The organism is Holdemania filiformis DSM 12042 (assembly GCF_000157995.1).
In the GTDB taxonomy this organism is placed as follows: Bacteria; Bacillota_I; Bacilli_A; order Erysipelotrichales; family Erysipelotrichaceae; genus Holdemania; species Holdemania filiformis.
This window is the reverse complement of record NZ_GG657556.1, coordinates 185,932-212,379: the sequence shown is the minus strand read 5'-3', so window position 1 is coordinate 212,379 and position 26,448 is coordinate 185,932. Positions and strand designations below refer to the sequence as shown.

Annotated in this window: 20 protein-coding genes and 1 other annotated feature; of the genes, 12 read left to right on the top strand and 8 right to left on the bottom strand. The window is 55.4% G+C overall.

Translation table 11 applies throughout. The annotated features are described in order from the left end of the window. From HOLDEFILI_RS06855 to HOLDEFILI_RS18290, 6 genes are all read left to right on the top strand, one after another. A partial coding sequence (locus HOLDEFILI_RS06855) for a non-ribosomal peptide synthetase (RefSeq protein WP_006058813.1) occupies positions 1-4,899 on the top strand: 4,899 nt, incomplete at its 5' end. After that, positions 4,896-6,773 (top strand): histidine kinase N-terminal 7TM domain-containing protein, encoded by a 1,878-nt coding sequence (locus tag HOLDEFILI_RS18295; RefSeq protein ID WP_006058812.1) that lies wholly within the window; start codon positions 4,896-4,898, stop codon positions 6,771-6,773. The genes HOLDEFILI_RS06855 and HOLDEFILI_RS18295, both read left to right, overlap by 4 nt. Further along, entirely contained in the window at positions 6,773-8,308 is a 1,536-nt protein-coding gene (locus tag HOLDEFILI_RS06845; RefSeq protein WP_006058811.1) for an HD domain-containing response regulator, read from the top strand. The genes HOLDEFILI_RS18295 and HOLDEFILI_RS06845 overlap by 1 nt, the downstream gene beginning before the upstream one ends. Before the next feature lie 15 nt (positions 8,309-8,323). After that, positions 8,324-9,985: an AMP-binding protein gene (locus HOLDEFILI_RS06840; protein WP_006058810.1), complete on the top strand. Its 1,662-nt coding sequence runs from the start codon at positions 8,324-8,326 to the stop codon at positions 9,983-9,985. An 8-nt stretch (positions 9,986-9,993) separates the two neighbouring features. Then, positions 9,994-10,221: an acyl carrier protein gene (locus HOLDEFILI_RS06835; RefSeq protein ID WP_006058809.1), complete on the top strand. Its 228-nt coding sequence runs from the start codon at positions 9,994-9,996 to the stop codon at positions 10,219-10,221. Next, the gene (locus HOLDEFILI_RS18290; RefSeq protein WP_006058808.1) at positions 10,214-10,774 is read left to right on the top strand and encodes a 4'-phosphopantetheinyl transferase family protein; all 561 of its coding nucleotides are present in this window, start codon (positions 10,214-10,216) and stop codon (positions 10,772-10,774) included. The genes HOLDEFILI_RS06835 and HOLDEFILI_RS18290 overlap by 8 nt, the downstream gene beginning before the upstream one ends. On the opposite strand, the gene HOLDEFILI_RS06825 is transcribed toward HOLDEFILI_RS18290, so the two are convergent. From HOLDEFILI_RS06825 to HOLDEFILI_RS06805, 5 genes are all read right to left on the bottom strand, one after another. After that, on the bottom strand, positions 10,759-11,421 hold the full coding sequence (locus HOLDEFILI_RS06825; protein WP_006058807.1) for an amino acid ABC transporter ATP-binding protein: 663 nt from the start codon (positions 11,419-11,421) through the stop codon (positions 10,759-10,761). The genes HOLDEFILI_RS18290 and HOLDEFILI_RS06825 overlap by 16 nt on opposite strands. Positions 11,422-11,432: 11 nt before the next feature. After that, the gene (locus tag HOLDEFILI_RS06820; RefSeq protein ID WP_006058806.1) at positions 11,433-12,065 is read right to left on the bottom strand and encodes an amino acid ABC transporter permease; all 633 of its coding nucleotides are present in this window, start codon (positions 12,063-12,065) and stop codon (positions 11,433-11,435) included. A gap of 2 nt (positions 12,066-12,067) precedes the next feature. Beyond that, on the bottom strand, positions 12,068-12,865 hold the full coding sequence (locus HOLDEFILI_RS06815) for an amino acid ABC transporter substrate-binding protein (protein WP_039864225.1): 798 nt from the start codon (positions 12,863-12,865) through the stop codon (positions 12,068-12,070). Between the two features lie 107 nt (positions 12,866-12,972). Further along, positions 12,973-13,231 (bottom strand) — a binding site (T-box leader). Between the two features lie 89 nt (positions 13,232-13,320). Beyond that, entirely contained in the window at positions 13,321-14,190 is an 870-nt protein-coding gene (locus tag HOLDEFILI_RS06810) for an SDR family NAD(P)-dependent oxidoreductase (RefSeq protein ID WP_050766933.1), read from the bottom strand. 189 nt (positions 14,191-14,379) lie between these two features. Then, complete coding sequence (locus HOLDEFILI_RS06805; RefSeq protein ID WP_006058802.1) at positions 14,380-15,480, bottom strand: M20 metallopeptidase family protein; 1,101 nt, start codon at positions 15,478-15,480, stop codon at positions 14,380-14,382. Between the two features lie 119 nt (positions 15,481-15,599). Between HOLDEFILI_RS06805 and HOLDEFILI_RS06800 the strand changes: the two genes are divergently transcribed. The 5 genes from HOLDEFILI_RS06800 to HOLDEFILI_RS06780 all read left to right on the top strand — a co-directional run bounded on the left by HOLDEFILI_RS06800 (position 15,600) and on the right by HOLDEFILI_RS06780 (position 21,225). Next, positions 15,600-17,192 carry an NAD(P)/FAD-dependent oxidoreductase gene (locus HOLDEFILI_RS06800; protein ID WP_006058801.1) on the top strand — a complete coding sequence of 531 codons (1,593 nt, stop codon included), beginning with the start codon at positions 15,600-15,602 and terminating at the stop codon, positions 17,190-17,192. Beyond that, positions 17,189-17,959, top strand: coding sequence for a threonine/serine exporter family protein (locus HOLDEFILI_RS06795; protein WP_006058800.1), 771 nt, complete (start codon positions 17,189-17,191; stop codon positions 17,957-17,959). Before HOLDEFILI_RS06800 ends, HOLDEFILI_RS06795 begins: the two co-directional genes overlap by 4 nt. After that, complete coding sequence (locus HOLDEFILI_RS06790; RefSeq protein ID WP_006058799.1) at positions 17,953-18,375, top strand: threonine/serine exporter family protein; 423 nt, start codon at positions 17,953-17,955, stop codon at positions 18,373-18,375. The genes HOLDEFILI_RS06795 and HOLDEFILI_RS06790 overlap by 7 nt, the downstream gene beginning before the upstream one ends. Positions 18,376-18,634: 259 nt before the next feature. After that, complete coding sequence (locus HOLDEFILI_RS06785; protein WP_006058798.1) at positions 18,635-19,903, top strand: glycosyltransferase family 2 protein; 1,269 nt, start codon at positions 18,635-18,637, stop codon at positions 19,901-19,903. Between the two features lie 176 nt (positions 19,904-20,079). Further along, on the top strand, positions 20,080-21,225 hold the full coding sequence (locus tag HOLDEFILI_RS06780) for a S1C family serine protease (RefSeq protein WP_006058797.1): 1,146 nt from the start codon (positions 20,080-20,082) through the stop codon (positions 21,223-21,225). A gap of 180 nt (positions 21,226-21,405) precedes the next feature. Here HOLDEFILI_RS06780 and fusA read toward each other — a convergent pair whose 3' ends face one another. Together fusA and HOLDEFILI_RS06770 are read right to left on the bottom strand one after the other, a co-directional pair. Beyond that, positions 21,406-23,478 (bottom strand): elongation factor G, encoded by a 2,073-nt coding sequence (gene fusA, locus HOLDEFILI_RS06775; protein ID WP_006058796.1) that lies wholly within the window; start codon positions 23,476-23,478, stop codon positions 21,406-21,408. 11 nt (positions 23,479-23,489) lie between these two features. Further along, positions 23,490-24,158: an ankyrin repeat domain-containing protein gene (locus tag HOLDEFILI_RS06770; RefSeq protein ID WP_006058795.1), complete on the bottom strand. Its 669-nt coding sequence runs from the start codon at positions 24,156-24,158 to the stop codon at positions 23,490-23,492. A gap of 598 nt (positions 24,159-24,756) precedes the next feature. On the opposite strand from HOLDEFILI_RS06770, the gene HOLDEFILI_RS06765 reads away from it, so the two are divergent. Continuing rightward, a complete protein-coding gene (locus HOLDEFILI_RS06765; protein WP_039864224.1) occupies positions 24,757-25,506 on the top strand; it encodes a sugar isomerase domain-containing protein in 750 nt (249 codons plus the stop codon). Between the two features lie 98 nt (positions 25,507-25,604). Here the strand turns inward: HOLDEFILI_RS06765 and HOLDEFILI_RS06760 are convergent. Further along, positions 25,605-26,448: MalY/PatB family protein (locus tag HOLDEFILI_RS06760; RefSeq protein WP_039864223.1), on the bottom strand; the 844-nt coding region annotated here is incomplete at its 5' end.

Sequence of the window (26,448 nt, the reverse complement as noted above, 5' to 3'; positions counted from 1 at the left end):
TGTATCGGCGAGCTGTGGATCAGCGGTTCCTGCCTGGCGCTGGGCTATGACCAGGACGAGGATAAGACGCGGGAACGCTTTCAGCCACTGGCTTGTTTACAGGGAGAACGAGCCTACCGTACGGGCGATCTGGCTTATTGGACCCAGGACGGGGAAATCGTCATCGCCGGCCGCCGGGATCAACAGCTCAAGGTGCGCGGATACCGGATCGAAGCGCAGGAAATCGCCGCTCAGCTAAGCCGGCTGCCGCACATTCAAAACGCCGCGGTCGTGCTTCAAAATGACCGCACGCTGGCGGCCTACATCGTCAGCGATCAGCCGGTCGATCCGGCTGGACTGCGGCGGGCGTTGATGGAGCAGCTGCCCGTACCGGTGGTTCCCTCCGTTTATATTGCGGTCGACGCTCTGCCGCTCACGGCTAACGGCAAGCTGGATCCCGACCGGCTGCCGCCGCTGACGCCATCCCCGCAAACGGAGAACACCGCCGATGCGTCCTTCGCTCAGCGTTGGCTGCTCGATCAGCTGCGAACGCTCTTAAAGCGGCCGGATCTGCAGCTGGACAGCGATTATTTCGCTTCCGGCGGAGATTCCCTGATCGCGATGGAATTGTTAAGCTTAATCGAAGAAAAATTTCAGGTCCGTTTAAAAACGGCGGATCTTTATCACCTGCGCACCGCCGCGGCGATTGGTGAAGTGCTCGACGGCGGTCAGTCTGCCGTGGAGCCACAGCTGCAGCCAGCCCCCAGGCAGGCATTCTATCCGCTGAGCTTTCAACAGAAAGCGATTCTGGCGGATCTGCTTGCCGATCCGGAAAACGATGCATATCACATGCCGGGCTTGTTCACGCTGCCCGCGGACCTCGATCTCGACCGCTTACGTCAGGCGTTAGGCCAACTGGTTCAGGAAGAAGAACTGCTGCGCACCGGCTTTGTCCTGGACGGCGGGGAAATTAAAATGCAGATTCATCAAACCGTCAGCTTCCATGTCGAAAGCATCGAAGCGGGACCCGACTGGGATCCCGCAGCGCTGATCCGACCGATGGATCTGGCCAGGCCGCCGCTGTTTACCGCCGCTTTCATTCATCGCAAAGCCGGCTGGGCGCTGGGATTGGACATGCATCATCTGATCAGCGACGGACTGACGACACCGTTATTGCTTGATCATCTTGACCGGCTGTACCGCGGAGAATCCCGGAAAACACCGCTCACTTATAAAGATGCGGCCTGGGCGATGCAGGACGGGCCGGCTGAAGCAGACCTTGAATTCTGGCAAAAGACGCTGACGCCGCTGCCGAAACCGCAGCTTCTGCCGCAGGACCGGCGGGAACAGACACATCCCGGCGGCAGCCAGCTCGTCGTTGATCTGAGTCTGGAGGACTCAGAAAGAATCCGGGCGTTCTGCGCTGCCAAACAGCTGACCCCGGCCACCGTCTTTGCCAGCGCCGTACTGCTCCAGCTGGCCCGCTGGAATCAAACCGACCGGGTCGTTCTCGGAATGCCGGTCAGCGGCCGGACGCAGGCCGCAACGCAGGCGATGCCGGGATTATTCATGCATACGCTGCCGTTATCATTTCAATTTGAGCCTCAGATGCGGATCAGCGAACTGCTGATGCGGGTACAGAACCAGCTTGCGGCGATCCAGGATCATCAGGCCGTCGGTCTGGAAGATCTGATCCGGATGCTCAATCTGCCCCGGCAGGCCGGCGGCAACGCCGTCTTCGACATGATGTTTTCGCTGCGGCCGATCGCGGCGGACCAGCTGCGCTTAGCGGGGCAGCCCTTAGGTTATCAGCCCGCCCCGACCGGATTAAGCAAGCTGCCGTTAACCGCGGAGGTTTATTGGGAAACGGAGCGCTGGCATTTCTGCTTTGAATTTGAGAACCAGCGCTACCGCGAGGAAACGATCCGGTTCTACCAACGCAGTCTGGAACACATCGTCATGACCTTTACGAAAGAAGATCCAGTCTGGACGGAACTGGATGTGCTCGCGCCGCTGGACCGCTGCCGCTGCCTGGACGTTCCCAACGCGCTGCGCGTGCCGTATTGCGGACTGCCGCTGGACGTCCAGATCCGTCAGCGGGCGCTGCTGCATCCGGATCAGCCGGCGCTGCGCTTTCATCAGAAAACGACGACCTTTGCCGAACTGATCGAGCAGGCTGACCGGCTGGCCGGTGCCCTGATGCAGAGGGCATCGAACAGACCGGCCGGAATTCTGTGCGAGCGGGGCGAGCCTCTGTTTATCGCGATGCTGGCGCTGATGCACTGCGGCCGGGCGTATGTCCCGCTGGATCCCGACTTTCCTTCAGCCCGGATCGCAACCATGCTGAATCAGGCGGGGGCCGATCTGATCGTCGGCTCGCCCGCTTTATTAGAAAAACTGAACCTGCCGCTTCCTTCGTGTTCCGTTTTCGCTCAGGGGCCGCTGGCCAAGACGCCGGACCGGCCGCTGGACGCCGTGCATTATTGCTTGTTTACCTCCGGCTCCACCGGGATGCCCAAAGGCACGCAGATCACTTACCGCAACACCGCGGCGTTTCTGGAATCAATGCGGCCGCTGATCGGCGGATGCCGGCGGGCGCTCTGCGCGACCAATCCGGTCTTCGACGTCTTCCTGACCGAAAGTCTGGTTGCCCTGGCCTTGGACATGACCGTCGTGATCGCCGATGAATCCCAGCTGCGCTTTCCATGGGAGCTGGCGGCGCTGATTGAGAATGAACGCTGTGATTTCGTCCAGTTCACGCCGACGCGAATGCAGATGAACATGGCCGACGCTGCGTTCCGGAAAGCGCTGACCTCCGTCAAAACGATCATTCATGTCGGGGAAGCCTTGCCCGCACCGTTAGTGCGCCGGACCGCGGCCTGCACCCAAGCCCGGATTCTGAACTGCTACGGTCCGACGGAAACCACGGTGTACGCCACATGGGATGAAGTTTCTCACTCCCCGGTTACTCTCGGCGTACCGCTGGCCAATTATGAAACTTATATTCTAGATGATGCGCACCAACGCTGTCTGCCGATGCAGGCCGGCGAGCTGGTGATCGGCGGGATCGGGGTCGGACTGGGCTATATCAACGCTCCCGATAAAAACACGGCGTTCGTTCAGGCTCCGCAAGAACCTCAGCGGCGGTTTTACTTCACCGGCGATCTGGCGCGTGTCAATACGACAGGCAAGCTGGAATATCTTGGCCGGCGCGACGATCAGATCAAGCTGAACGGCCACCGCATCGAGCTGCAGGAAATTGAGCAGCAGCTTTTACAGCTGGCAGGCATCCGCGAATGTGCCGTTATCCCGCGCATTCAGAATCACGAGGTGCTCTCGCTGCACGCGTTTGCTTCGGGCAGCGGGGAAACAGACTGGCGGCAGGCTTTAAAAACCGCCCTACCGGAGTTCATGATCCCGTCCTCGCTGACGTGGCTGGATCATCTGCCGCTGACCGCCTCCGGCAAAACCGACCGGCGTGCATTAGCGGCGCTGATCGACTCGTCCGGCGAACCTGATCGTCCGCGGGTTTCTGAAAAAAGCGAATCTGCGGCTGCCGCGCCGGTTCAGGAAAAGACCGTTTCCACCGATCTGGCCGTCCTGTGGCGGGAAGTACTAAAACGCAGCGATGTGGATGAAAACCAATCGTTTTTCGAACAGGGCGGCACGTCGCTGGGCGCCCTGACGTTATTGACGGAATATTACAATCGCGGCCTGCATCTGACATTGGAGGAGTTCTACGCATATCCGACGCTGGCCGAACAGCGCCGGCGAATTCAGCCGGAAAAACAAGCGAAGACATTCACCGACGAGCCCCCTGTCCGATTTCCTTTGAAATCCCAGGCCGCCATCGACTGGCGCTGCCCGCTGATCAGCGGCGGTACCGGCTTCTTCGGTCTGCATCTCATCGACGTGCTATTGAAACAGAAGTTATCTGAGACGATCGTCGTCCTGTCGCGTTCTGATCCAGCCGCGTTGTTGGAAAAAGCGCAGGCCTTGTTCGGCCCGGAATGGGTCAGCCGTTACAAAGACCAGCTCGTCTGCCTGCACTGCGATCTGACCCGCCCTGATCTGGGACTGTCCGCAGCCGAGCGGGCGTCGCTGCCGACTTCGCTGACCTGCATCGTGCACAGCGCCGCCGAGGTCAGTCACTATGGCCGCCGCGATGCCTTCCTGGCCGCCAACGTTGATAGTACCCGGCATCTGTTAGCGTTCGCCGGGGACCTCCGCATCCCGCTGATCCATGTTTCGACGCTGAGCGTCAGCGGATCCTACCTGCCCGCCGATCCGCAGAAATGGGCAAGCTTTTGCGAAACCGACCTTGATATCGGCCAAAATTGGAATGAGAACCTCTATATCGAAAGTAAATTTCTGGCTGAACAAGCTGTCTGCCAGGCGATCGAAGCAGGACAGCCGGCACGGCTCCTGCGCTTAGGCCGCTTATGCGGACGGCATCGGGATGGTCAGTTCCAGCTCCACCCGCAAACCAACGCCTTCTGGCGGCTGTGTCAGGCTTTGCGGCAGGTCGGCTGTCTGAATCCGGCGCTGGCGCAGAGGACGCTGGAGGTGACAGCGGTCGATGAATGCGCGCAGGCGGCAGTCGCCGGCCTGCACAGCGATCTCACCGTTTTACATCTGATGAATCCGCATCCGCTGACATTGCAGGCGATTTTTCCGCAGCTGCCTGTAGTCGACGACGAACACTTCGCTCTGGCGCTGCGGCGGGAAGCGGAATCGGGCAGCGCTGTGATCGGCAGTCTGATCGAACAGCTCAACCAGCTGGAAAAACAACCCGTCCGAATCCAGCCCGACGCCGCAATGACGCTGAAGGCACTGGAAGCGGAAGGCTACCGCTGGCCGTTTCCGCGGATTGACCGCGAGCTGGCCTGCTTCTGTCAGAAACGAGGTGAAACCCAATGATAACCAACGGCGCTCTGATTACCTTTTATATCTCGATTATCGGTCTGGTGCTGATCGTTTCGCGCAACCTGCGCACAAACCGCAGCCACCTGATCAATAAGATCTACGTCGCGTTCTCGATGATTCTGATCGAATGGATGATCGCCCTGATCGGCATGCGCTTTACCGCGCCCGGCGATGAAATCATGCTTTACGTCTGGGACGCGCTGTCCAACTTCGGCACGAGTCTGGCGCCGGTGCTGCTTTTGTTGATCACGCTGGTCTTCACGCATCATTATGATCAGCTGCCCAAACGTGTCCGCGGACTGTTTCTCGTTCCGCTGCTGACGAACGTGATGATCTGGACGAATCCGCTGCATCATCTGCATTACAAGCATTTCAGCGTCATCGCCAGCGAAGTGGTCTTCGGCCCTTATATGTATATCAGCGGCGGCTACAGCTACCTGTGCATGATCGCCGCAATCGTCATCATTCTGCATTTCGCGTTCAAAAGCAATAACCGCCTGTATATGCAGCAGGCCGTCATGTTCTCCCTGGGCACGCTGATTCCGTTAGTCGTCAGTATGCTTGCGACACTGAAGGTCCTCGACCTCTCGATCGCCGCGACACCGATCAGTTTTGTGTTTACGGTCATCTTTCATGGCATCGCGATTGAAAAGCTGAACTTCTTGAACATCACGCCGATTGCGACGCAGCACATCCTCGACTGGATCTCCGACTGTTATCTGATCCTCAGCGAAACCGGGCTGGTGCTCAACTACAATCAGCCCTTCGCCCAGATTATCGGCAGCCGCTGCGGGATTGAGATCAACAAGCCGCTGATCAACATTCACCGCGATCATGATCCCAGCGCAATGACGGCCGTCTACAATCTGATCAGCTCCGTCGAATCCGCACGGGAAAGCCGCAGCTCAATCGCTTATGAACAGACGATCGTCGCCGACGGCCGCCTGCATTACTACATGGTCGAGGTCACACCGTTGATCATGAACAAAGCGATCGTCGGGTTCAGCGTCATCTACAAGGACGTTACCAAGCTGAAGGAAAGCATGCAAAGCTTACAGAACTCCCAAAAAAGGATGATGGAACGGGAGCGGCTGGCATCGTTAGGCCAGATGGTCGGCGGCATCGCCCACAACTTGAAAACGCCGATCATGTCGATTGCCGGGGCGCTCAACGCCATGAACGATTTAGTCGACGAATGTCAGCGCAGCTTCGGCGATCCCGACGTGACCCCGGCAGATTACAGGGAAATCGCCCAGGAGATGACAGACTGGATTCACCGCTGCAAGGATTCGTGTTCCTACATGTCCGACATCATCACAGCCGTGAAAGGCCAGGCTGCCAACATGAACGCCTCCGATAAGATCACCTTCACGCCCGAGGAGCTGCTTCGGCGAACGACGCTGCTCATGCGTCACGAGCTGACCGTTCACAACTGCCAGCTCGTCAGCGAAAACAACGTGCCGCCTTCAGTGATGCTGCACGGGGATATCAACAACCTTGTCCAGATCGTCAACAACTTCATCGCCAACGCGATCGACGCCCAGTTGCCGCAGTCCGACCACACCATCCATTTGAAAATCTGGCAGGAAGACGGCCAGCTCTCGCTCTCCGTCAGTGATCACGGCAGCGGCATCTCCGATTCTGTGCGCCGTCATTTATTAAAGGAAATGATCACCTCCAAGGGCACGGCCGGGGCCGGATTGGGCCTGTATATGTCCAAGGCATTGATCCAGGGGAAATTTGACGGCGAATTGTGGTTTAACGATAACCCGGGCGGCGGCGCCGTGTTTGGTTTCACGATTCCGCTCAACAGCGAAGTCCTCCAGGAAGAAACACCCCTGAAATCTGAAGAAAGGAGTCCCTTTTGATGCGTAAAAATCGAAAAGGTCAGATCCATAACGAGTTCCGTCTGCTGGTGCTGGACGACGACGAAATGATCACACTGGCGCTGCGCGCTTATTTTGAAGGCTGCGGCTACACCGTCGATATCGAAAGCAACCCGCTGCGGGCGATTGAGAAGATCCGTCTGGATCACTATGACATCCTGCTGCTGGACTTTCTGATGAATCCGATCTGCGGCGACAAGGTCGTCGAGGAGATCCGCAAGTTCAACACCGACCTGTTTATCATCCTGTTAACCGGCCACAAGGATCTGGCGCCGCCGGTCAAGACGATCCGCGAGCTGGATATCCAGGGCTACTATGAAAAAAGCGATAAATTCGATCAGCTGGAGCTGCTGGTTGAGTCCTGCGTGAAGTCGATCCGCCAGATGCAGACAATCCGCCGCTACCGTGACGGACTCAATGAAATTCTAAACGACGTCACGACGTTGTATCAGGATCAGAATCCACAGCAGCTGGTCGCCGCGATTGTCGGCCAGGTGCGTTCCTTATGTCAGGAAGACGACGTCTTCGTGATGCTCAATCCGCAGAATATTCCCGCCTTCAGCGAAAAAGTGTCGCTGGTTTCCTCGCTGTTATTAAGCGGCAGCGGCGACTATGAGCTGGATGCCGCGCAGTTTATGCGGCTGTATTACCCGCATTTCCTCGATGCGATCCAGCGGATTAAATCTTCCCGTCAGCCGGATCTGTGCGAGCAGCGCCTGGCTTTGCCGCTGCATGATGAAAGCGGGCATTTCCTCGGCATGATCGGAATTCATTTCAGACAGGCTCCGGCCGACACATTGATCCAGCTGCTGACGCTTTACAGCCGCCAGGCCGGCTCGGCGATCGCGCGGATGATTCTGCATACCGTCTTACAAAGCCGCAACGATCAGCTGAAGGAAACGAACAAGCAGCTTAAAGCCAGCTACATGGAAACGATCACGGCCGTCCGGCTGATGGTCGAGGCCAAAGATATTTACACCCGCGGCCATTCCGACCGCGTCAGCTACTATACGACCTTACTGGCCAAAAAGCGGATTCCGGATCCGCAGCGGCTGGAGCGGATCCGTCTGGCCGGCCTGTTCCATGACGTCGGCAAGATCGGCGTCCCGGATTCCATTTTGACCAAGCTGGGACCGTTAAGCGAGGAGGAATATGCGCAGATCCGCCGCCACAGCGAGCTGGGCTGTCAGATTCTTTCCGCGATGAGTTTCTTCCAGGAAATCGCCGGCATCATCCGCAGCCATCACGAGCGCTGGGACGGCAAGGGCTATCCCGACGGATTAGCCGGTACGCAGATTCCGCTGGAATCCCGGATGATCGCCGTCGCTGATGCTTTCGACGCGATGACTTCGTTCCGTGCCTACCGCCAATCGCTTTCGCTCGATCAGGCCCGCGCCGAACTGATCCGCAACAAGGGGACGCAGTTTGATCCCGAGCTGGTTGACGATTTTATCGAAATCTTAAACGACTATGCTCAGATCCACGCGCAGCTGGAATGGACATTCCACGAACTTTAGGAAAGGGAATTCACGATGAAAAATTATGCCTATTACCCCGCCGACAGCTATGCCACCTTCCGCCAGTTTCTCGAAGGCACAAGCCGCCGCTTTGGTGAAAAAGAAGCGCTGGTCAGCTACTCCCCCAAGGGCGAACGCCGCTGTCTGACCTTCAGCCAGCTGAAGCAAAACGTCCAGGCGTTAAGCGAAGCCTTCCGGCTGTCGCTGCCGGAAGGCAACATCGCGATCCTCAGCGAAAACAGTATCGAATGGCTGCTTGTTTACTTCGCTTTGATCGTCAGCGGCCGTACCGCCGTGTGCATCGATATCGAGCAATCCGACGACGTGCTGCGCAGTATGATCCTTCAGGCGGACTGCGCGGCGTGCTTCCTCTCCCCGGCCTTTGAGCCGGTCGGCAGCCTGTTATGTCAGGAGAATCCCCGGCTGAAGCAGCTGATCCTCATGGAAAAAGAGGGCAAAGGCGCGCTGGCAGCGCTGGGGGCTCAGGGACAGGCGATAACGGCGCGCCATCAGGGCGGCTGGTCATTTCCCGATCACGCAGAAACCTTTACCGCTTCAATCGTCTACACCTCCGGCACAACCAGCACCTCCAAGCCGGTAATGTTGTCCGAGGTTGGTATTCTTACCAATGCCGCGGACTCGATGCGCTTGGTCGCCGTGGGGTCGACGGTCTTCACCTCGCTGCCCTTCTACCACACTTACGGCCTGACCTGTTCCGTCATCAACATGCTTCTGCACGGCAGCACGGTCGGCGTCAACGGCTCGTTAAAAACGATGATGCGCGATTTAAAAACCTTCGCGCCGGAAACGATGATGGCCGTTCCGCTGATCGTCGAGACGCTTCATCAGAATATCTGGCGGACGTTGCGCAAGCAAGGCAAGGAAGAAGCCATGCGCAAGTATATCAAACTGTTCCAGCTCGGCCGCAAATTCAACATCACGCTGCATCCCGCGTTCTTACAGCCGATCCGCGAGGCCTTCGGCGGACATTTGTCCTTGATCATCTGCGGCGGCGCGCACCTGTCGGCCTCCATCGGCGCAGAGATGGAGGCGTTCGGCTTCCAGATCATCCAGGGCTATGGGATTACGGAATGCTCGCCGTTATTGGCCGTTAACCGCAATAAGGACCGCCGTGTCGATACTGTCGGTCATGTTCTGCCCAGCTACAAGCTGAAGCTCAAGGACGGTGAAATTCTCGTTCAGGGCGTTTCGCTGATGCAGGGATATTATAAAAATGAGGAACTGACTGCCGCCGCCTTTGACGATGGCTGGTTTATGACCGGCGATTTGGGCAGTCTGGACAAAAACGGACACCTGACGATCACCGGCCGCAAGAAAAATCTGATCGTGTTTAAAAACGGAAAAAAGGTCTCTCCGGAAGAAATTGAAAGTTATGTGAGTTCGCTGCCCTTGATCAAGGAAGTCATGGCCTTCGGGCTGAGCTCCTCATCCCACGCCGACGACGTGCGGCTGGCATTGATGGTTTATCCGGATCCTGAGCTGACCGCCGGGATGTCGTCCTATGAGATTTTGGAACAGCTGCAGACACAGATCGATCAGATCAACGAAACGCTGCCGGTCTATAAACAAATCCAGATGATCAAGCTGCGCGATTCGGAATTTGAAAAAACGGCGACTAAAAAAATCAAACGCAGCACCATCCTAGAAAAGAGGTAATCCCGTCCATGCTTGAGAAAATCATCGCGATCATCATCGCGGAAACCGGCCAGCCGGGCGTCAGCGCCCAGACCGACCTGGTCCGCGATTTACAGCTGAATTCCTTCGATATCGTCAATATCGTCGCCGCTCTGGAGGAAACCTTCGACGTCGAGATCAATGTCCGCGAAATCCGCAAGATCCGCAATGTCAAGGATATCCTGACGACGCTGACCCGCCTGGGCGCGCATGACTGAAGGGTTTCCCGGACTGTGGCGCTTCTGCGCTGACTTAAGCGGAAGCAACAGCGCGCAGCGCTTAAACCAGGCGTTGTCCTGGCTGGCGGAGCAGCAGCTTCTGCCGTTTGTCCCGGTTCAGAAAAGCGTCAATATTCATGGCAAACCGTTCTTTGCCGATCTGCCCGCGCTGCATTTCAGCCTTTCTCACTGCCAGTCGGAATGGGTGTGTCTGATCGCCAGCGCTCCGGTCGGCATCGACATCGAACAGATTCGCGGCTGCCGTCAGGAAGCTATCGCCCGGCGTTTCTTCCACCCGCTGGAACAAGCCTGGCTGACGCAGCATCCACAAGCCTTCTTCCAGATCTGGACGGCGAAGGAAAGCGTCGTCAAATGGTCGGGAACCGGCATCGGGGAAGACTTTGCCCGCTTCAGCGTGGTCGACGAAACCGGCCGGCTGTCCAAGACGCCGGACTACCGGCTGATCCCGTTTGCCACAAAAAAAGGAACGCCCGGCACGATGTGCCTGAGCGCTTCCCTGATGGATACGATTCACGATCATGAATTGGATTGAAGCTCGCTGAGCCGGACTAAACGCGTCCCGGTGCGGCGCGCGAATTGTTCGTCATGGGTCACAACCAGAATCCCCAGACCGTCCTGGTTAGCCAGCGACTGGATGATGCGGGTTACTTCCAGCGCCGATTGTTCGTCCAGCGCGCTGGTCGGTTCATCGAAGCACAGGATTTCCGGCGCCAGCATGCAGGCCCGCGCGATCGCGGCCCGCTGCTTCTGTCCGCCGGAAAGCGCGTTGGGATAGGCGTCCGCCTTCTCCGCTAAATTCAGCTGTTCTAAAAGCCTGCGGGCTTTTTTTTCAGCTTCCGCCGCGCTCATTCGTTTCTGATGAACCGGCGCTTTGATCAAATTCTGTAAGACGGTCCAGTGCGGAAACAGGTTCCAGTTCTGAAACACCAGCCCGATCTTCTGCCGGTATTGGACCGGCGACTGCCAGCGGCCATCCTGACACAGCACCGTGCCGGAAAGAGAAATCGTGCCTTTCTCCGGCAGTTCCAGTCCGCACAGACAGCGCAGCAGCGTGGTTTTCCCAGCCCCGGAAGGGCCCATCAGGCACACGATTTCGCCCGGATCCACGCGCAGCGACACCTTTTCAAAGACCGGCGCCGCGCCGAAGGTCTTAGCGCAATTTTCTGCAATGCAGCTCATGAGTTGCCCTCCTAATAATAACTGATGCGTTTCTCAATGCGGCCCAGAATCCAGCTGAATCCGCCGCACATCGCCAGATAGAGAATCCCGACGAAAACAAACGGCAGCGCCGTCGCGTAGGTATTGACCGCGGAACGGCCGGCTTTCAGCAGCTCAGAGGCCCCCAGCACATAGATCAGCGACGTGTCCTTGACCAGATTCAGAACTTCGTTGCCAATCGCAGGCATCGCCGTGCGCAGCGCCTGCGGCAGCTGAATCCGGAAGTAGATATACCGGCGGGAGAATCCGAGCATCTTGCCGGCTTCCGCCTGGCCGGGATCGACCGCGCTTAACGCTCCGCGCAGAATCTCGATAAAATAAGCGGTATAATTCAGGGTAAACGCGATATAGATCGACATTTCCCGGCTCAGCGTCAGACCAAGATACGGCATGCCGAAGAAGATGAACATCAGCTGCAATAACAGCGGCGTCCCCCGCATCAGCGTGATGTAGCCGCGAAACAAGGGTTTTAAGGCGCGGCCGGAAAACTGTTGAAGCGCCTGAAGCAGACAGGCCAGCGGCAGCGAAAGCATCAGCGTGACAAAGAACACCTGCAGCGTGACCCCGGCCCCGGCTAACAGGGATGGCAGGATCTGTTTCAGCATGTCTATTCCCCGAACCACTTGGCGTTCAGCGCCGCCGTCGTGCCGTCTTCATTGCACGCTTTCATCGCTTCGTTGATTTTTTCCAGCAGCGTCGTATCCTGCTTGCGCATGCCGACTGCGTATTGTTCCGTTCCAAAGTTTTCGTCCAGCACCTTATATTTCTCCTGACCGCGCTGTTTCATCACATACCGCGCCAACACCTCGTCGACGACGATCGCCTGCGAACGGCCGGCTTCCAGATCCATAAAGCAGTCGATATTCGTATCGAATTCCTCCGGCGCACCGTTTTTTAACGTGGAAGTCAACGCGGTATCGGCGCTGACCGCTTCCAAGGCGCTCGATTCTTTCTGAACCGCAATCGTTTTCCCTGCCAGATCCGCTTTGGTGCTGACTGCCGAATCGGCCAGTGTGATGATCAGCTGACGGTTTTCCAGATACGGCTCGGAGAACGCCACCTGCTGCCTGCGCGTATCCGTAATCGAATACCCGTTCCAGATCAGGTCGATGTTGCCGGCGTTCAGCTCAGATTCCTTCATCGACCAGTCGATCGTCTGGAATTCAAATTCCAGTCCCAGCTTTTCTGAAACGGCCTTTGCCATTTCGATATCATAGCCGGTAAGCTCGTTGTTTTCATCACGGAAGCCCATCGGCGCAAACGTATCGTCAATCCCGACGACCAGCTTGCCCTTCGCTTCCAGTGCGCTCCAGCTGTCTTCCTGCGGCTTGGCGGCACTCTGACAGCCCGTCATGGCCACCAGGGCCAAGCCGATCAAACCCATGCCTAATTTTCCGATTTTCATTTTCATTTCTCCTTTTTTCTTTTTTGATATAGCATGAAATGAAATTGAATCCCGAAAAGGATGCGTTTCAGCCCGCGCCGCTAAAACAAAAACCCTCTCGTCCTATAGCTAAGGACGAGAGGGTCGTTTTTCCCTTCGTGGTTCCACCTTAATTCACTGAATTCCTCACGAAATCCAGCCTCTTCGAGTACAAAACTTCTATACTCTAGTACGATAACGGGTACAGGTTCCGATCCAGCCTACTTGATTCCTCGTTCGGTGAATTGCTCCAAGATGTGTTCAACCTGTTTCTCATATTCCCTTGCACCGACCGGGAACTCTCTGGACGAGCAGTTCAGGTTTACTTTTTCTTTTCATCGCTGTTATATCAATGACTGTATGATAAATCCGAAGCGGAATCTTGTCAAGCAGGAAATGAAATTTTTCTGAAACTCTTTCTGCTTCTTTCAGGAATTTCAATTCGCTGCTTTGCCGGTCCTCGCTAAGGCAGGCAGCCGGCTAACCTGTTCCCCATCGGCATGATTTTGAGATTTGTGCCAGGGAAAAGCCGGAATTCCGCTTAACCCCTGCTGGATCAGCCAGACCGCTATCACGATTCCGGCTGGAAGCAGCTTCGCTCCCAGAATACTCAAGCGGGTCAACGTCCCATAAACCGACCGGGTCCGGCCTTTTTTACTGTCAGCGAGCGCCAGATGGGCGACCGGAGAGGGATCCGTGATCGGAAACCTTCGCGTAACATCAGGTTTCGCGGAGGTCTGCGCCTTTGTGATAAACGGCGTTCTCATCCAGCAGGGACAAACGGAAGTGACCGCAATTCCCCGCGGCTTCAGCTCAACGGCTAACGCCAGAGAAAACCGGTCGATAAACGCTTTGCTTGCCGCGTATACGTTAAAATACGGCAGCGGCTGAAAGGCGGCTTGCGAAGCCGTGTTGACGATCCGGCTGCCCGCCAGCATGTACGGCAGGCAGTTCCACGTCATTTCCACGACCGCGCGGCAGTTGAGATCGACGATCCGCGCCGCTTCCAAAGCTTCCAGCTTTTCAAACGGGCCGAACTTGCCGATCCCCGCGTTGTTGATCAGCCAGCGGATCTCCGGTTTTTCCAGACTCAACCGACGATGAAAATCCGCCAAAGCATCCAACTGCGTCAGGTCGATTTCAACTGGAATGATCCGGGCTCCGAAATCCTGAACCAGCCGCTGCAGCCGGGCCGGCGTTTTGGCCAGCGCCCAGATTTCATCGACATCCGCTTCTTCCAGAATCAGCTGCGTATATTCCCGGCCCAGCCCGCTGTCCGCACCGGTGATCACCGCAATTTTTTTCATGACACCCCTCTTTTCCGATTTATTTATCATTATTCTTCCTCTTTAGTATGGCTGCTTCTTACTGTTTACCCGGAAAGTCCGCTGCCTTTTTTAACCTTTACGCTGATCTTTTGAAAAAGCAGAAAACATTTCAATTCACAATAAATAAAAAAGGCGGAGTCGCAACTCAGCCTTCCTGCGTTCTTATATTTACAGATCGATGTTCATCAGCGCCAGATCGGTTTTAATCCCTTCCTGCAGCACCTGTTCGTCAAAATTAAAATGGCAGTTATGCAGCGCGATGCCCGTGCCCGTGCCTAAGAAGAAGAACACGCCTGGGATTTTCCGCTGGTAAAACGCGAAATCCTCCGCGATCATTTCCGGCTTGTCCAGCACCTGCAGCTGCGGCAGAAGCGCCTGCGCCTTCGCAAACAGCGGGGCGTCGTTGATCACGGCCGGATAGCCTTCCGTATAATCAAACACGATCTGACAGCCGGTTTCCTGTTCCAGCTGGCGCATGATCGCCTTCGTCTGATCGATCATCCAGTCGAACGTGGCGTCCTGAAACGACCGGTAGGAGCCTTCCAGCACAGCGGTTTCCGGCAGAATGTTGCGCACGGTGCCGGCGTGGAAATTACCGAATTTTAAGATCCGGTATTGATTCGGAGCGATTTTCTTTTCCATCGCGTACAGGCGGCATAACAATTCCGCGCCGATCGCCAGCGCGTCGATGCCCTCGTCCGGCTTGGCGCAGTGAGTGCTCTTGCCCTTGACCGTGACCGTGACCTCGCTGGCATGCGCCATCATCTCGTCCGGCCGGCTGGCGATGGAACCGGCCGGAATAAACGGCCACAGATGCGTGCCGAAGATCGCCTTGACGTTGTACTTTTCAAAAATTCCGGTATCGCAGATCGGCTTGGCGCCGCCGACGGTTTCCTCCGACGGCTGAAAGATTAACAGGATGTTGTTTTTCCAACCGCTGCGGTCAAGCTGATCCAGCTCCTGGGCCAATCCCAGCAGCATCGCCATGTGGCCGTCGTGACCGCAGGCATGCATCTTTCCCGGATGACGCGAAGCGAAGTCCAGCCCTGTTTCTTCCTGGATCGGCAGTGCGTCCATATCGGCGCGATAGGCCAGCGTCGCAGGACGGCCGGCGTCAAAGTAGGCGGCCGCGCCGGTTTCCAACAGCTCGATGACCTCGCAATGCAATGTTTTTAAGACGGAAACAACATACTCCTTGGTTTTAAATTCAGTGAAGCTGGTTTCCGGAATCTGATGCAGATCCCGGCGAAATTGTGTCGCTTGATTCATACGGAAGACTCCTTTCGTGATTCTCTCTCTTTCATTGTAACGAACTTGAAAAATTCGTCAAGCAAAGAGCGCACACCGTCATAAGATTTGTTATAATGGAGAACAGGAGTTGATCAACCATGCTGCAAATATCCAATCTACAGCTTTCGCTGGATGAAAATCCGCAGAGCCTGGAACCTTTGATTATGAAAAAACTGCGGCTGCGCCCGGGTCGTCTGACGTCCTGGAAAATCGTGAAGGAATCGCTGGACGCGCGCAAGAAACCGCTGCGGTTTGTCTATACCGTCCTGGTCGAAACACCGGATGAAGCGCAGATTCTCAAAAAGAAGCTGCCTCACGTCAGCGCGGCTGAGCCGTATATCTACCAGCCGCCCTGTCCTCTGACTCATGGCAAAGAGCGGCCGGTCGTCGTCGGCTTCGGCCCGTGCGGCATGTTTGCGGCGTTGTTGTTAGCCGAGGCGGGATTGTGTCCGATCGTGCTGGAACGCGGCGCGGACGTCGATCAGCGCGTCAAGGACGTCGAAGCCTATTGGCAAGGCGGGGCGCTGAATCCGCAAAGCAACGTGCAGTTCGGCGAAGGCGGCGCGGGTACTTTTTCCGACGGCAAGCTGACGACGCGCGTCAAGGACGTGCGGATTGTCAAAGTCACCGACGAGCTGATTGAAGCCGGGGCCGATCCGGAGATCGGCTATCAGGCGCACCCTCACATCGGTACCGACCGGCTGCGGCAGATCGTCAAAAATATCCGGCTGAAAATCCAGCGGCTGGGCGGCGAAGTCCGCTTTAACACGCCGATGACCGGGATTTTCACCGACGCCGACGGAATCTGCGCGATCCAGGCCGGAGATCAGCGGATCGCCTGCCGCCAGCTGGTGCTGGCACTCGGCCACAGCGCGCGCGATACGTTCACGATGCTGCACGAAGCCAACGTCGCGATGGAAGCCAAGGATTTTGCGGTCGGCGTGCGCGTCGAGCATCCGCAGAAACTGATCGATCAGAATCAATATAAGGAAGCCGCCGGCCACCCGCGGTTAAAAAGCGCGGAATATCGGCTGACCTGCCAGACGCAGGAAGGCCGCGGCGTCTACTCGTTCTGCATGTGTCCGGGCGGCACCGTCGTCGCCAGCGCCAGCGAGGACGAAGCGATCGTCACCAACGGGATGAGTGAATACGCCCGCGATCAGACCAACGCCAACAGCGCCCTGTTAGTGCAGGTGCGCCGCAGCGACTTCGGCGAGGGGGTATTGGATGGGATGCGTTATCAGCAGGAGCTTGAACACCAGGCCTGGATCCTGGGCGGCCGCTGCGGCAAAGCACCATGCCAGCGGATCGCGGACTATCTGGCGGCGCGCCCTTCCTGCAATTACGGGACCGTGCTTCCCAGCTACAGCCGCGGGGTGACGATGACGGATCTGCATTCGTTGTTTTCCCCGTCGATCAACCGCGCGTTAGCGGAAGCACTGCTTTATTTTGATCAGAAAATCCCCGGATTTATCGAAACCGACGCACTCATGACGGGTGTGGAAACCCGCTCTTCCTCGCCGGTGCGGATTTTGCGGGATGAATCCTTTCAGAGCTTAACCACGCCCGGTCTGTATCCGGCGGGCGAGGGCGCGGGGTATGCCGGCGGGATCGTGTCGGCGGCGATCGACGGCCTGCGTGTCGGCGAACAGATTCTCCGTGATCAGGAAAGCATAGGTACCGGGCGATGACCCACGATTTTGATCAGCTGCTGCAAAGCGCGGCCTACGCCGGTCAGCTGTTGCTGGAAAGCGGTGCGGAGATTTACCGCGTCGAGGATACCATCTGCCGGATCTGTCTGAATTACGGCGCTCAGGAAGCCAGCAGCATCGTGCTGCCGACCGGCATCTTCGTTACGATTGTCGCCGGCGGACGGTCTGTCAGTAAAATTGTCCGGATCAAATCGCGCGGTCTGGATATCGACCGCATCGACCGGATCAATACGCTCTCCCGCCAAAGCAAAACGCTGTCGCTGGACGAATTTCTAGCGCAGCTGCGCGCGATCGCCCGGCTTCGTCCCTACTCGCTTTCACGCCGGATCGCAGCTGGGGCACTGGGCGCAGGGGGATTCACCTTGTTCTTCGGCGGCCGGTTTTCCGACTTGTGCTGCGCGCTGGTCATCGGCGGCCTGATTGAAGGATGCAGTTCGGTTTTAGAACAACGTCAATTCCCGTCTTTCTTTGCGATCAGCCTGTGCTCGGCGCTTACCGCGCTGTTGGCAATCGGCTTGAACCAGATCGGTTTGGCGCCGTCCTTAGACGCGCTGATCATCGGCTGCCTGATGCTGCTGGTGCCGGGCCTGGCAATTACCAACGCGATCCGCGACAGTCTGTCCGGCGATCTGATCTCCGGCATGACGCGCGGGGTTGAAGCCGTTTTGATCGCAATTGCCGTAGCGCTCGGTCCCGGCTTAGTCATGAGCCTGTGGATGATGCTGGGAGGCAATCCGTTATGGTAATCAAACTGATCGGCGCCTTCCTGGCGGAAATCGGATTCGGCATCTTGTTTAATATTCATGGTCAAAAGCTCTGGGCCGCGGCGCTTACCGGTACGCTGGGCAGTCTGATCTATGAACTGGTGATGCAGGTCCGCGGCGGCGAAGTGCTGGCAATGTTTCTGGCTGCCTGCGGACTGTGCCTGGTCAGCGAGCTGCTTGCCCGGCGTATGAAAACTCCGGTCACGACGTTTCTGATCTGTGCTCTGATTCCCTTAGTTCCCGGCGGCGGCATGTACTATACGATGCTCGCGATCATCCAGGGCAATACGATGACCGCCTTGGAAACGGGAATTCACACGTTGGGCTGTGCCGGCGCGCTGGCCCTGGGCATTGCGCTGACCAGTGCTTTTTTCTCCTTTTCGATGAAAAAATCATGAAATCTCATGCAAAACCTGAATTTTTTCAGGTTTTTTATGTATAATTGAGGACATTCTGTAGCTATACTAAGGTCTGAGCTTATCTCTTAAGAAGTCTGAAAGTTTCTTACATTTTTCTTAAAACAAACAAAAACTTTCATGACGAATGTGAATTTTTCTTCACAGAGATTGCATTTCTTCTTCAGCCGTTTAAAATAGAATCCAGCATCCGCATCAGGCGGTGCTGCTTTTTACAGGGTGAGAATCCGAAGAAAGGACCATGAATATGCTAGAAAGTTTAAACGCATTCAATTTTACAATATTTATTTTATTCCTGCTTCTCTATTTATATCAGATCATCTATGCCGGGGTCGTCTTGTGCGGCAAAAAGAAACCCACCCCGGAAGCGAAGCAGATGCACCGCTACGGCGTGATCATCGCCGCGCGCAATGAGGCGACGGTCATCCGCGAACTGCTTCAGAGCATTAAGGCGCAGAACTATCCGGACGGCTTAGTCACGGCCTTTGTCGTTGCGGATAACTGCACGGACAACACAGCCGAGCTGGCCCAGGCAGAAGGCGCGGTGGTGTATGAGCGCTTCAATCAGCTCAAAGTCGGCAAGGGCTACGCGCTGGATTACGCGTTCAAACACATCATGAAAGAATATCCGGAAGACTGGTTTGAAGCTTATTTCGTCTTTGATGCCGATAACCTGCTCGATCCGAACTATATTCGGGAAATGAACAAAGTTTTTGATTCCGGTTATGCGATCATCACCAGTTACCGCAACTCCAAGAATTACGATTCCAACTGGATTTCCGCGGGTTATTCCCTGTGGTTTTTGCGGGAATCGAAATATCTGAACCAGGCGCGGATGATGTGCGGCTCCAGCTGCGCGATCTCCGGCACCGGCTTTATGATCTCCAATCAGATCGTTAAAGCCAACAACGGCTGGAAGCACCATTTATTAACAGAAGATATTGAATTCTCTGTGGACAGCGTCCTGCACGGTTTAAAGATCGGCTATTGCGGCGACGCGGTGCTGTATGACGAACAACCGTGTACGTTTGAACAATCCTGGAAGCAGCGGCTGCGCTGGTCCAAGGGGTTCTATCAGGTTTTCGGCAAGTATGGCCAGGCGCTGGTCAAGCGGATTTTCAAAGAACATGATTTCAGCAGCTATGACATGACGATGACGATTGCCCCGGCCCTGTTCGTTTCCCTGTTCAGCGTGCTGATCAACTCGCTGGCCTTGTTGTGGACGTTATTCATCCAGCGCGATCCGGAAGTCTTATCCGTAACGCTGGGCGCGATCACCGCTTCCGTCACGAATTACTATCTGATCCTGTATGCTTTCGGCATCCTGACAACCGTCACGGAATGGGATAACATCCATTGCAGCGCAGTGAAGAAAATCCTGTATACCTTCACCTTCCCGATCTTCATCTTTACTTATGTTCCCATCGCGATTGAAGCATTATTCAAGAAAATCGAATGGAGTCCGATCACGCATACGATCGCCAAATCCATTCAGGAAATACGCGACTAACCGCGTATTTTTTTATCCGGCAGCACCGGTGTTCCAAACGCGAATTCCGCTGCCGCTTACTTTTTTAGACATTTCGCCCGAAAAGTCGGCTTACGTCAAGGAAAGTTTACGATTTCTTCACACAAACTTCACGGATTCTTCCTATAATAAAGACGATAAGAAAGAAGGAAATAAAAATGTTCGATCACGAATTCTCAGATTCCGAAACCGCAGCGGTCAGAAAAGAACTGCGGTCGATGAAAAGAACCTTCCGTATCGGGTTGGCTGCCTGTGCATTCTTGTCCGGCGTGATCGGCTTTTCTGCCGGAACGCTGGCCGCTAAGAGCCAGAAAGGCAGCGTTGTCGTACAAAGTGTGGAACGCCGGCCTCAGAATCTTGAAAACATCCCTGTCACCTCGATCAATATCCCTTCCGTCGCGGCGCTGACGCAAAACAGCGTCGTGGAGATCCGCACCGAATCGGTCACCAACAGCCTGTTTCTGCGGCAGTTTGTCACCGAAGGCGCCGGCAGCGGCGTCATCATTTCTGAAGATGGCTACATCGTCACTAACAATCACGTGATTCAGGATGCCCGGGCGATCACGGTTGCGCTGCACGACGGCACAACTTACGAAGCTCAGCTGATCGCTACCGATTCCAAAATGGATATCGGTGTAATCAAGATTGAAGCTTCCGGTCTGACCCCGGCGATTCTGGGGGATTCCGATTCTCTGTCGGTCGGCGAACCGGTTGTGGCTGTCGGCAATCCGCTAGGTCAGCTGGGCGGCACCGTTACCGACGGCATCGTCAGCGCCCTCGATCGGGAAATCATTCTGAACAACGAACGCCGGAATCTGCTTCAGACCAACGCTGCCATCAACCCGGGCAACTCCGGCGGCGGCCTGTTCAACGCTGACGGCGAGCTGGTCGGCATCGTCGTCGCCAAATCCTCGGGCGAAGACGTCGAGGGCTTGGGCTTTGCGATTCCGATCAACGATGCGAAGCCGATCATTGAAGATCTGATCGCCCAGGGATATGTGGGCGGACGGGTTTCGTTAGGCGTCACCGCTCTGGATTTGACAAGCCCGCAGCTGGCCGCTCAGTACGGATATAAAACGCCGGGCGTCTACGTCCAATCGGTGGTCGAAAACTCCAGTGCCGCCGCCGGCGGGCTGCAGCCGGGCGATTGCTTCGTTTCGATAAACGGAACGGCGATTGAAGCGATTTCCGACGTCACAACGATACTCAACGACAGTTCGGTCGGCGATCAGCTTGAAGTCACCGTCAAACGGGACGGCAAGATCGTTGAGCTGACCATCACCCTGCAGGAGAAAAAAGGATAACGCTAAGAAAGCTGGCCGCTGACCAGCTTTTTTGATACGCAAAGAAAGCAGAGGAAAGCCTGTCATCCCACAAGAAGTCCTGCGAAGAAACCGGTTTTCGTTAATCCCGTTCATGTTAACAAAGCTGCGGACACAAAAAAGGACCGGAGCTTGTCCGATCCCTTGTCATTCTCTACGGATTCAGTCTTCTTCGTTCGCAACGCTCGCGGCTTTGATTACCTTATCAGCAATCGGCTGCGGCGCTGGTTCGTACCGGTCGAATTCAATGACGAACGATCCGCGGCCCTGCGTCATCGAACGCAGTTCTGTCGAATATTTCATCATTTCCGCCATCGGGACTTCCGCAGTGATCTTCTGTTCTTTTTCATCGACCAGATCCATGCCCAGGATAATTCCGCGGCGCTTATTGAAATCACCGATGATCGTGCCGGTGTATTCCTCCGGAATCAGAACTTCAACCTTGCCGATCGGTTCCAGCAGAATCGGCTTGGCTTTCGGCATGCCCGCTTTATAAGCCAGACGCGCCGCCGCTTTAAATGCGATTTCCTTGGAATCGACTTCATGGTAAGATCCGTCAGTCAACGTCGCTTTCACGCCGACAACCTTGTATCCGGCCAGCACGCCTTTTTCCATACATTCACGCAGCCCCGCTTCGACCGCCGGGAAATACTGCTTCGGTACCGCGCCGCCGAAGACAGACTCCGCAAAGACCATCTCATCGCCGTCGCACGGTTCAAATTTAACGAAAACATGGCCGTACTGTCCCGCACCGCCGGACTGCTTTTTATGTTTGCCTTCTGCGGTAACCGTTCCGCGAATCGTTTCACGGTACTGGACTTTCGGTTCTGTCGTATCGACTTCCACCTTGTATTTGGATTTCAGCTTGCTTAAAATGACGTCGATGTGCTGCACACCCATGCCGTACAGCACTGTTTCCTTGGTTTCTTTGTTCTTGTCCAGCCGGATCGACGGATCTTCCTCGCACATCCGCTGCAGGCCCATGCTCATCTTGTCTTCGTCCGCTTTGGTCTTCGGCCAGATCGCAACGCCCAGCATCGGCTTCGGGAATTCAATCGGGGCATACGTTACCGGTTTGGAACGCGTTGCCAGCGTATCGTTGGTATCCGTGAACTGCAGCTTGACCACCGCGCCGATATCGCCGGTAAACAGCTTGCCGACCGCAATCTGATGCTTGCCCTTCACGATGTAGATCTGATTCAGTTTTTCAATCTTGTCTTTCTGAACGTTCAAGACCTGAGCGTCTGTGCTCATGACGCCGGTCATAACCTTTAACAACGAAATCTTGCCGACAAACGGATCAATGATCGTTTTGAAGACCTGGGCCGTAAAGGCTTCCTGTTCGTTGGTTTCCATCAGAATTGGAATGCCGTCCGGATCCAGCGCTTCGATCATGCCCTTTTCCGCATAGCTCGGGAAATATTCGCGGATCAGATCGAGCAGTCGTTCAATGCCTGTGACCTGCGTGGCGCTGCCGCAGTAAACCGGCCGGATATCGCCGTTGCGCACACCGATCCGCAGCCCCTTGGCGACTTCATGCTCGTCAAAGCTTTCGCCGCTGAAGAATTTTTCCATCAGCTCGTCGTCCGCCATTGCGATTGCTTCCGCAATCTGGCTGTAATATTCCTCAACGATGTCTTTCAATTCATCCGGTACGTCTTTCGGCGTTGTCCGGTCGTCGTAATACCATGCTTTCTTACGCAGGATGTTTACGGATCCCACGACTTTGCCGTCGCGCTGAATCGGAACCTCAAACGGAATGACCGTCTTGCCGAAATGTTCACGCAGCTGGTTGTAGGTCTGATCGAACGAAGCATTTTCCTCGTCGATCTTATTGATGAAGAAAATTGTCGGCAATTTCTTGCGGGTTACAATTTTCCATGCCTTTTCCGTACCTGATTCCACGCCGTCCTTGGCGCCGACAACGATCAGCGCATTATCGCCGACCGCGATGCCGCACTGCGCTTCGCCCTCATAATCCAGATAACCCGGTGTATCGATAAAGTTGATCTTGCATTCTTTCCATTCCACCGGTGCGATCGAGGTATAGACGGACAGTCCCCGTTTAATTTCTTCGGCGTCGTTATCCATAACGCTGGTGCCGTCGATCGTTTTGCCCAGCCGGTCAGTCGCCTTGGTAAAATATAATGCAGCTTCCACGACGCTGGACTTGCCCGCGCCGCTGTGTCCCATCAGAACGATGTTGCGGACTTCATTCGCTAAATAATCTCTCATACCGCTTCCCCCTACTTCAGATGCTCTTTCAGCTCAGCGAAGCAGTGCTCGCGGACATAATGAATCGCGAGATTGCCCTGGAAATCCTTGATGCTCTTATCCGCGCCCTGATCCAGCAGATACAGAACCAGATCGACATAACCGCCGTAGCTCGCTCTCATCAACGCGGTGCAGCCCGCATTATCCTGCATGTTGATGTCTGCGCCATGTTCGATCAAATACTTAATCACGTCGACTTTGCACGCCAGAACCGCTTCCATCAGCGCTGTGCGGCCCTTACTGTCGCGGGCATTGACATTGGCCCCGTTGTCCACCAGATATTCGACGACCTCGCTCTGACCTAAGAACGAAGCCCGCATCAGGGAAGTCCGGCCGTTATCATCATGTGAATTCACGTCGGATCCAGCTTCCACCAGCATCTTTACGATGCCCAGATGCCCTTTTTTCGCCGCTCCCATCAACGCCGTCTTATTGTTGACGTCGCGGGCCCGGACGTTCGCCCCGTTATCCAGCAGGAATCGAACGATATCTTCGTAACCGCGCTTGGCGCTGCGCATCAAAGCTGTCCGGCCGTCGCCGTTGGAAACGTTAACGTTTGCCCCTTTGGAAACACAGGCACAGACTTTCGCGAAATCGCCGGCTGCCGCCGCATCCCAGAACTCTTTGTTTGTTTGATCCATAATGAATTCCTCCTTTTATTTATTCATCAAACATTGAACTTCCTGCGCACCATTCCGAAACCCGGAACCCCCCGCTGATTCTCATCAGGAGAGTATTCCTGAACTCTGGTCCCTGCCGCCGTATTGTATGCTTTCCGCCGCCGGCTTTTTCAGGTTCCTTCATTCAGGCGTAGCGGATCCGACGCCTCTCTTCTTTGCCTGACCGTACCGTTTCGGCGCTGGATTTCTCCGCAGCCGACCGTTTTGTAGACAAAAAAGATGGACAGTCTAAATCCATCTTAAAAACAACTGATTTTTTCCAAAAGAACCCCGCCGAAAACACCTTCAGCTCTAACATCTCCATTTTGAGGGGCAACAAAAACTAAGCCTTTCTTCTGGTTCATGATGTTTCACTCCATTCCGGTCTTGGTTCTTTATAGCTTTATTGTAACCGATTTCATTTTTTGTTCAAGACCTTTCTTCGCGATTTTCTATGAAAACTAAGTTTCAATTTGTTACATTTTGTAAATTCTTTCATTTTGTTTTTTTATTCCGTTTTAGACTTCTTTTTTACAATCGAAGTTGTTACAATGAAATCAATGAGGAAAAGGAGATTCTTATGGAAGCCTGGAAAAATTACTTCAACGTCATGAACGAAATCATCGCCAAGGTCATGGACAGCCAGGGCGAAAACATCATGAAAGCCGCCGCGCTGTGCGCTGACGTCTCCCAACGGGGCGGTCTGATCTACGGATTGGGCGCGGGACATTCCCATCTGGTTATCGAGGACGCTTTCTGGCGCGCGGCGACCGTCGCCAACTATGCCGCCCTGCTGGAGCCGAGCGTCACCGGTACCTTTGATATCACCAAGAGTTATCTGATGGAAAACACCTATGACGTCGGCCGCCACATTGTCGACTATCATCGCGTCACGCCCAACGACTGCATGATCATTATTTCCAATTCCGGCAACAATATCGTGCCGGTCGACGCCGCTTTGCGAGCGAAAGAAAAAGGCATTCCAACGATCGCGATTACGGCGGTCGAATACAGCGATTACCTGACGACCAAGCATAAGAGCGGCAAAAAGTTAAAAGACGTCTGCGATATAGTCTTGGACAACTGCTCGCTGATCGGCGACGCGGCAGTTCCGATTGAAGGCTTCCCGATGAAGATCGGCTCCACCTCGACCATCCCGGCTGTCTATCTTCAAAACGCTGTGCTGACCCAGACCGTGGAGCTGCTTGTTCAGCGTGGTCTTGATCCGGATGTTTACTTCAACGGCCACATCGCCTTCATGGACGCTTCGGCCGCCGACCATAACGACAAGCTCGTTGATAAATACTTCTACCGCATCCGCAACCTTTAATCGCGAGGCTGCAGGCTGTCTCTTAAACACTAAACCGCCGGCTGCACGCGCAGACCGGCGGTTTTTCTCTATTTGATAAAGCGTATATCCAGATTCGCTCAGCGGACGGAAAGCGCACGGATCAGCCTTTCCGCAGCTTCCTCAATCACGCTGCGGGGCACCGCGATGTTTAAACGGATAAACGGGAAATCCGTTTGATAATGCGAACCTGTGCTGCCGTAGAGATGACAGCGGTTTTCAAACAGGTCGACGACGTCCGCGTCATTTTTGCAGCAGCCGCGGCAATCCACCCACAACAGGAACGTGGATTCCAGCCGCATCGGCTTTAACGGCACGCCCGCAGCGCTTAACAGTCTGCTGAAAACCCGTGCGTTTTCCTGCACATACGCCTTCGCTTCCGCCAGCCATGCCGCCCCTTCCTCACTGTAAGCCGCCAGCGCCGCCGCATGAGAGAAGGTTTGATTGTTCATATAGGCCAGCGCGTCGCATTCCCGTTTCACCGCCTGCGCCTGCGCAGGATCGGGAATAAACAGAAACGAGCATTGCATCCCCTGCAGATTAAACGTCTTGCTTGGCGATAAAATGGTCATGACTCCTGGATCCAGAGCACTGGCCGCCGTCATCGTTCCATAGACCCAGTCGGCGTGAATCTCGTCGGCAATCACAAGAACCTGATGTTTCCGGCACAGCGCCAACATCGCTTCCAGCTCCTGCGGGCTGAATACCTTGGACGTCGGATTGTGCGGAGAACACAGAATAAACATCCGGACTTCGCTGAGCTTCGCTTCAAAGTCAGCCAGATCCAGTTCATAGTGATCCCCCTTCTGAATCAGCTCGTTGATCACGCAGCGCCGCTGATTCAACGCGGCCACCTTGCGGAACGGGCTGTAAGACGGATTCTGGATCAGAATTCCATCTCCCGGCTGCGTCAGCGCCCGCAGG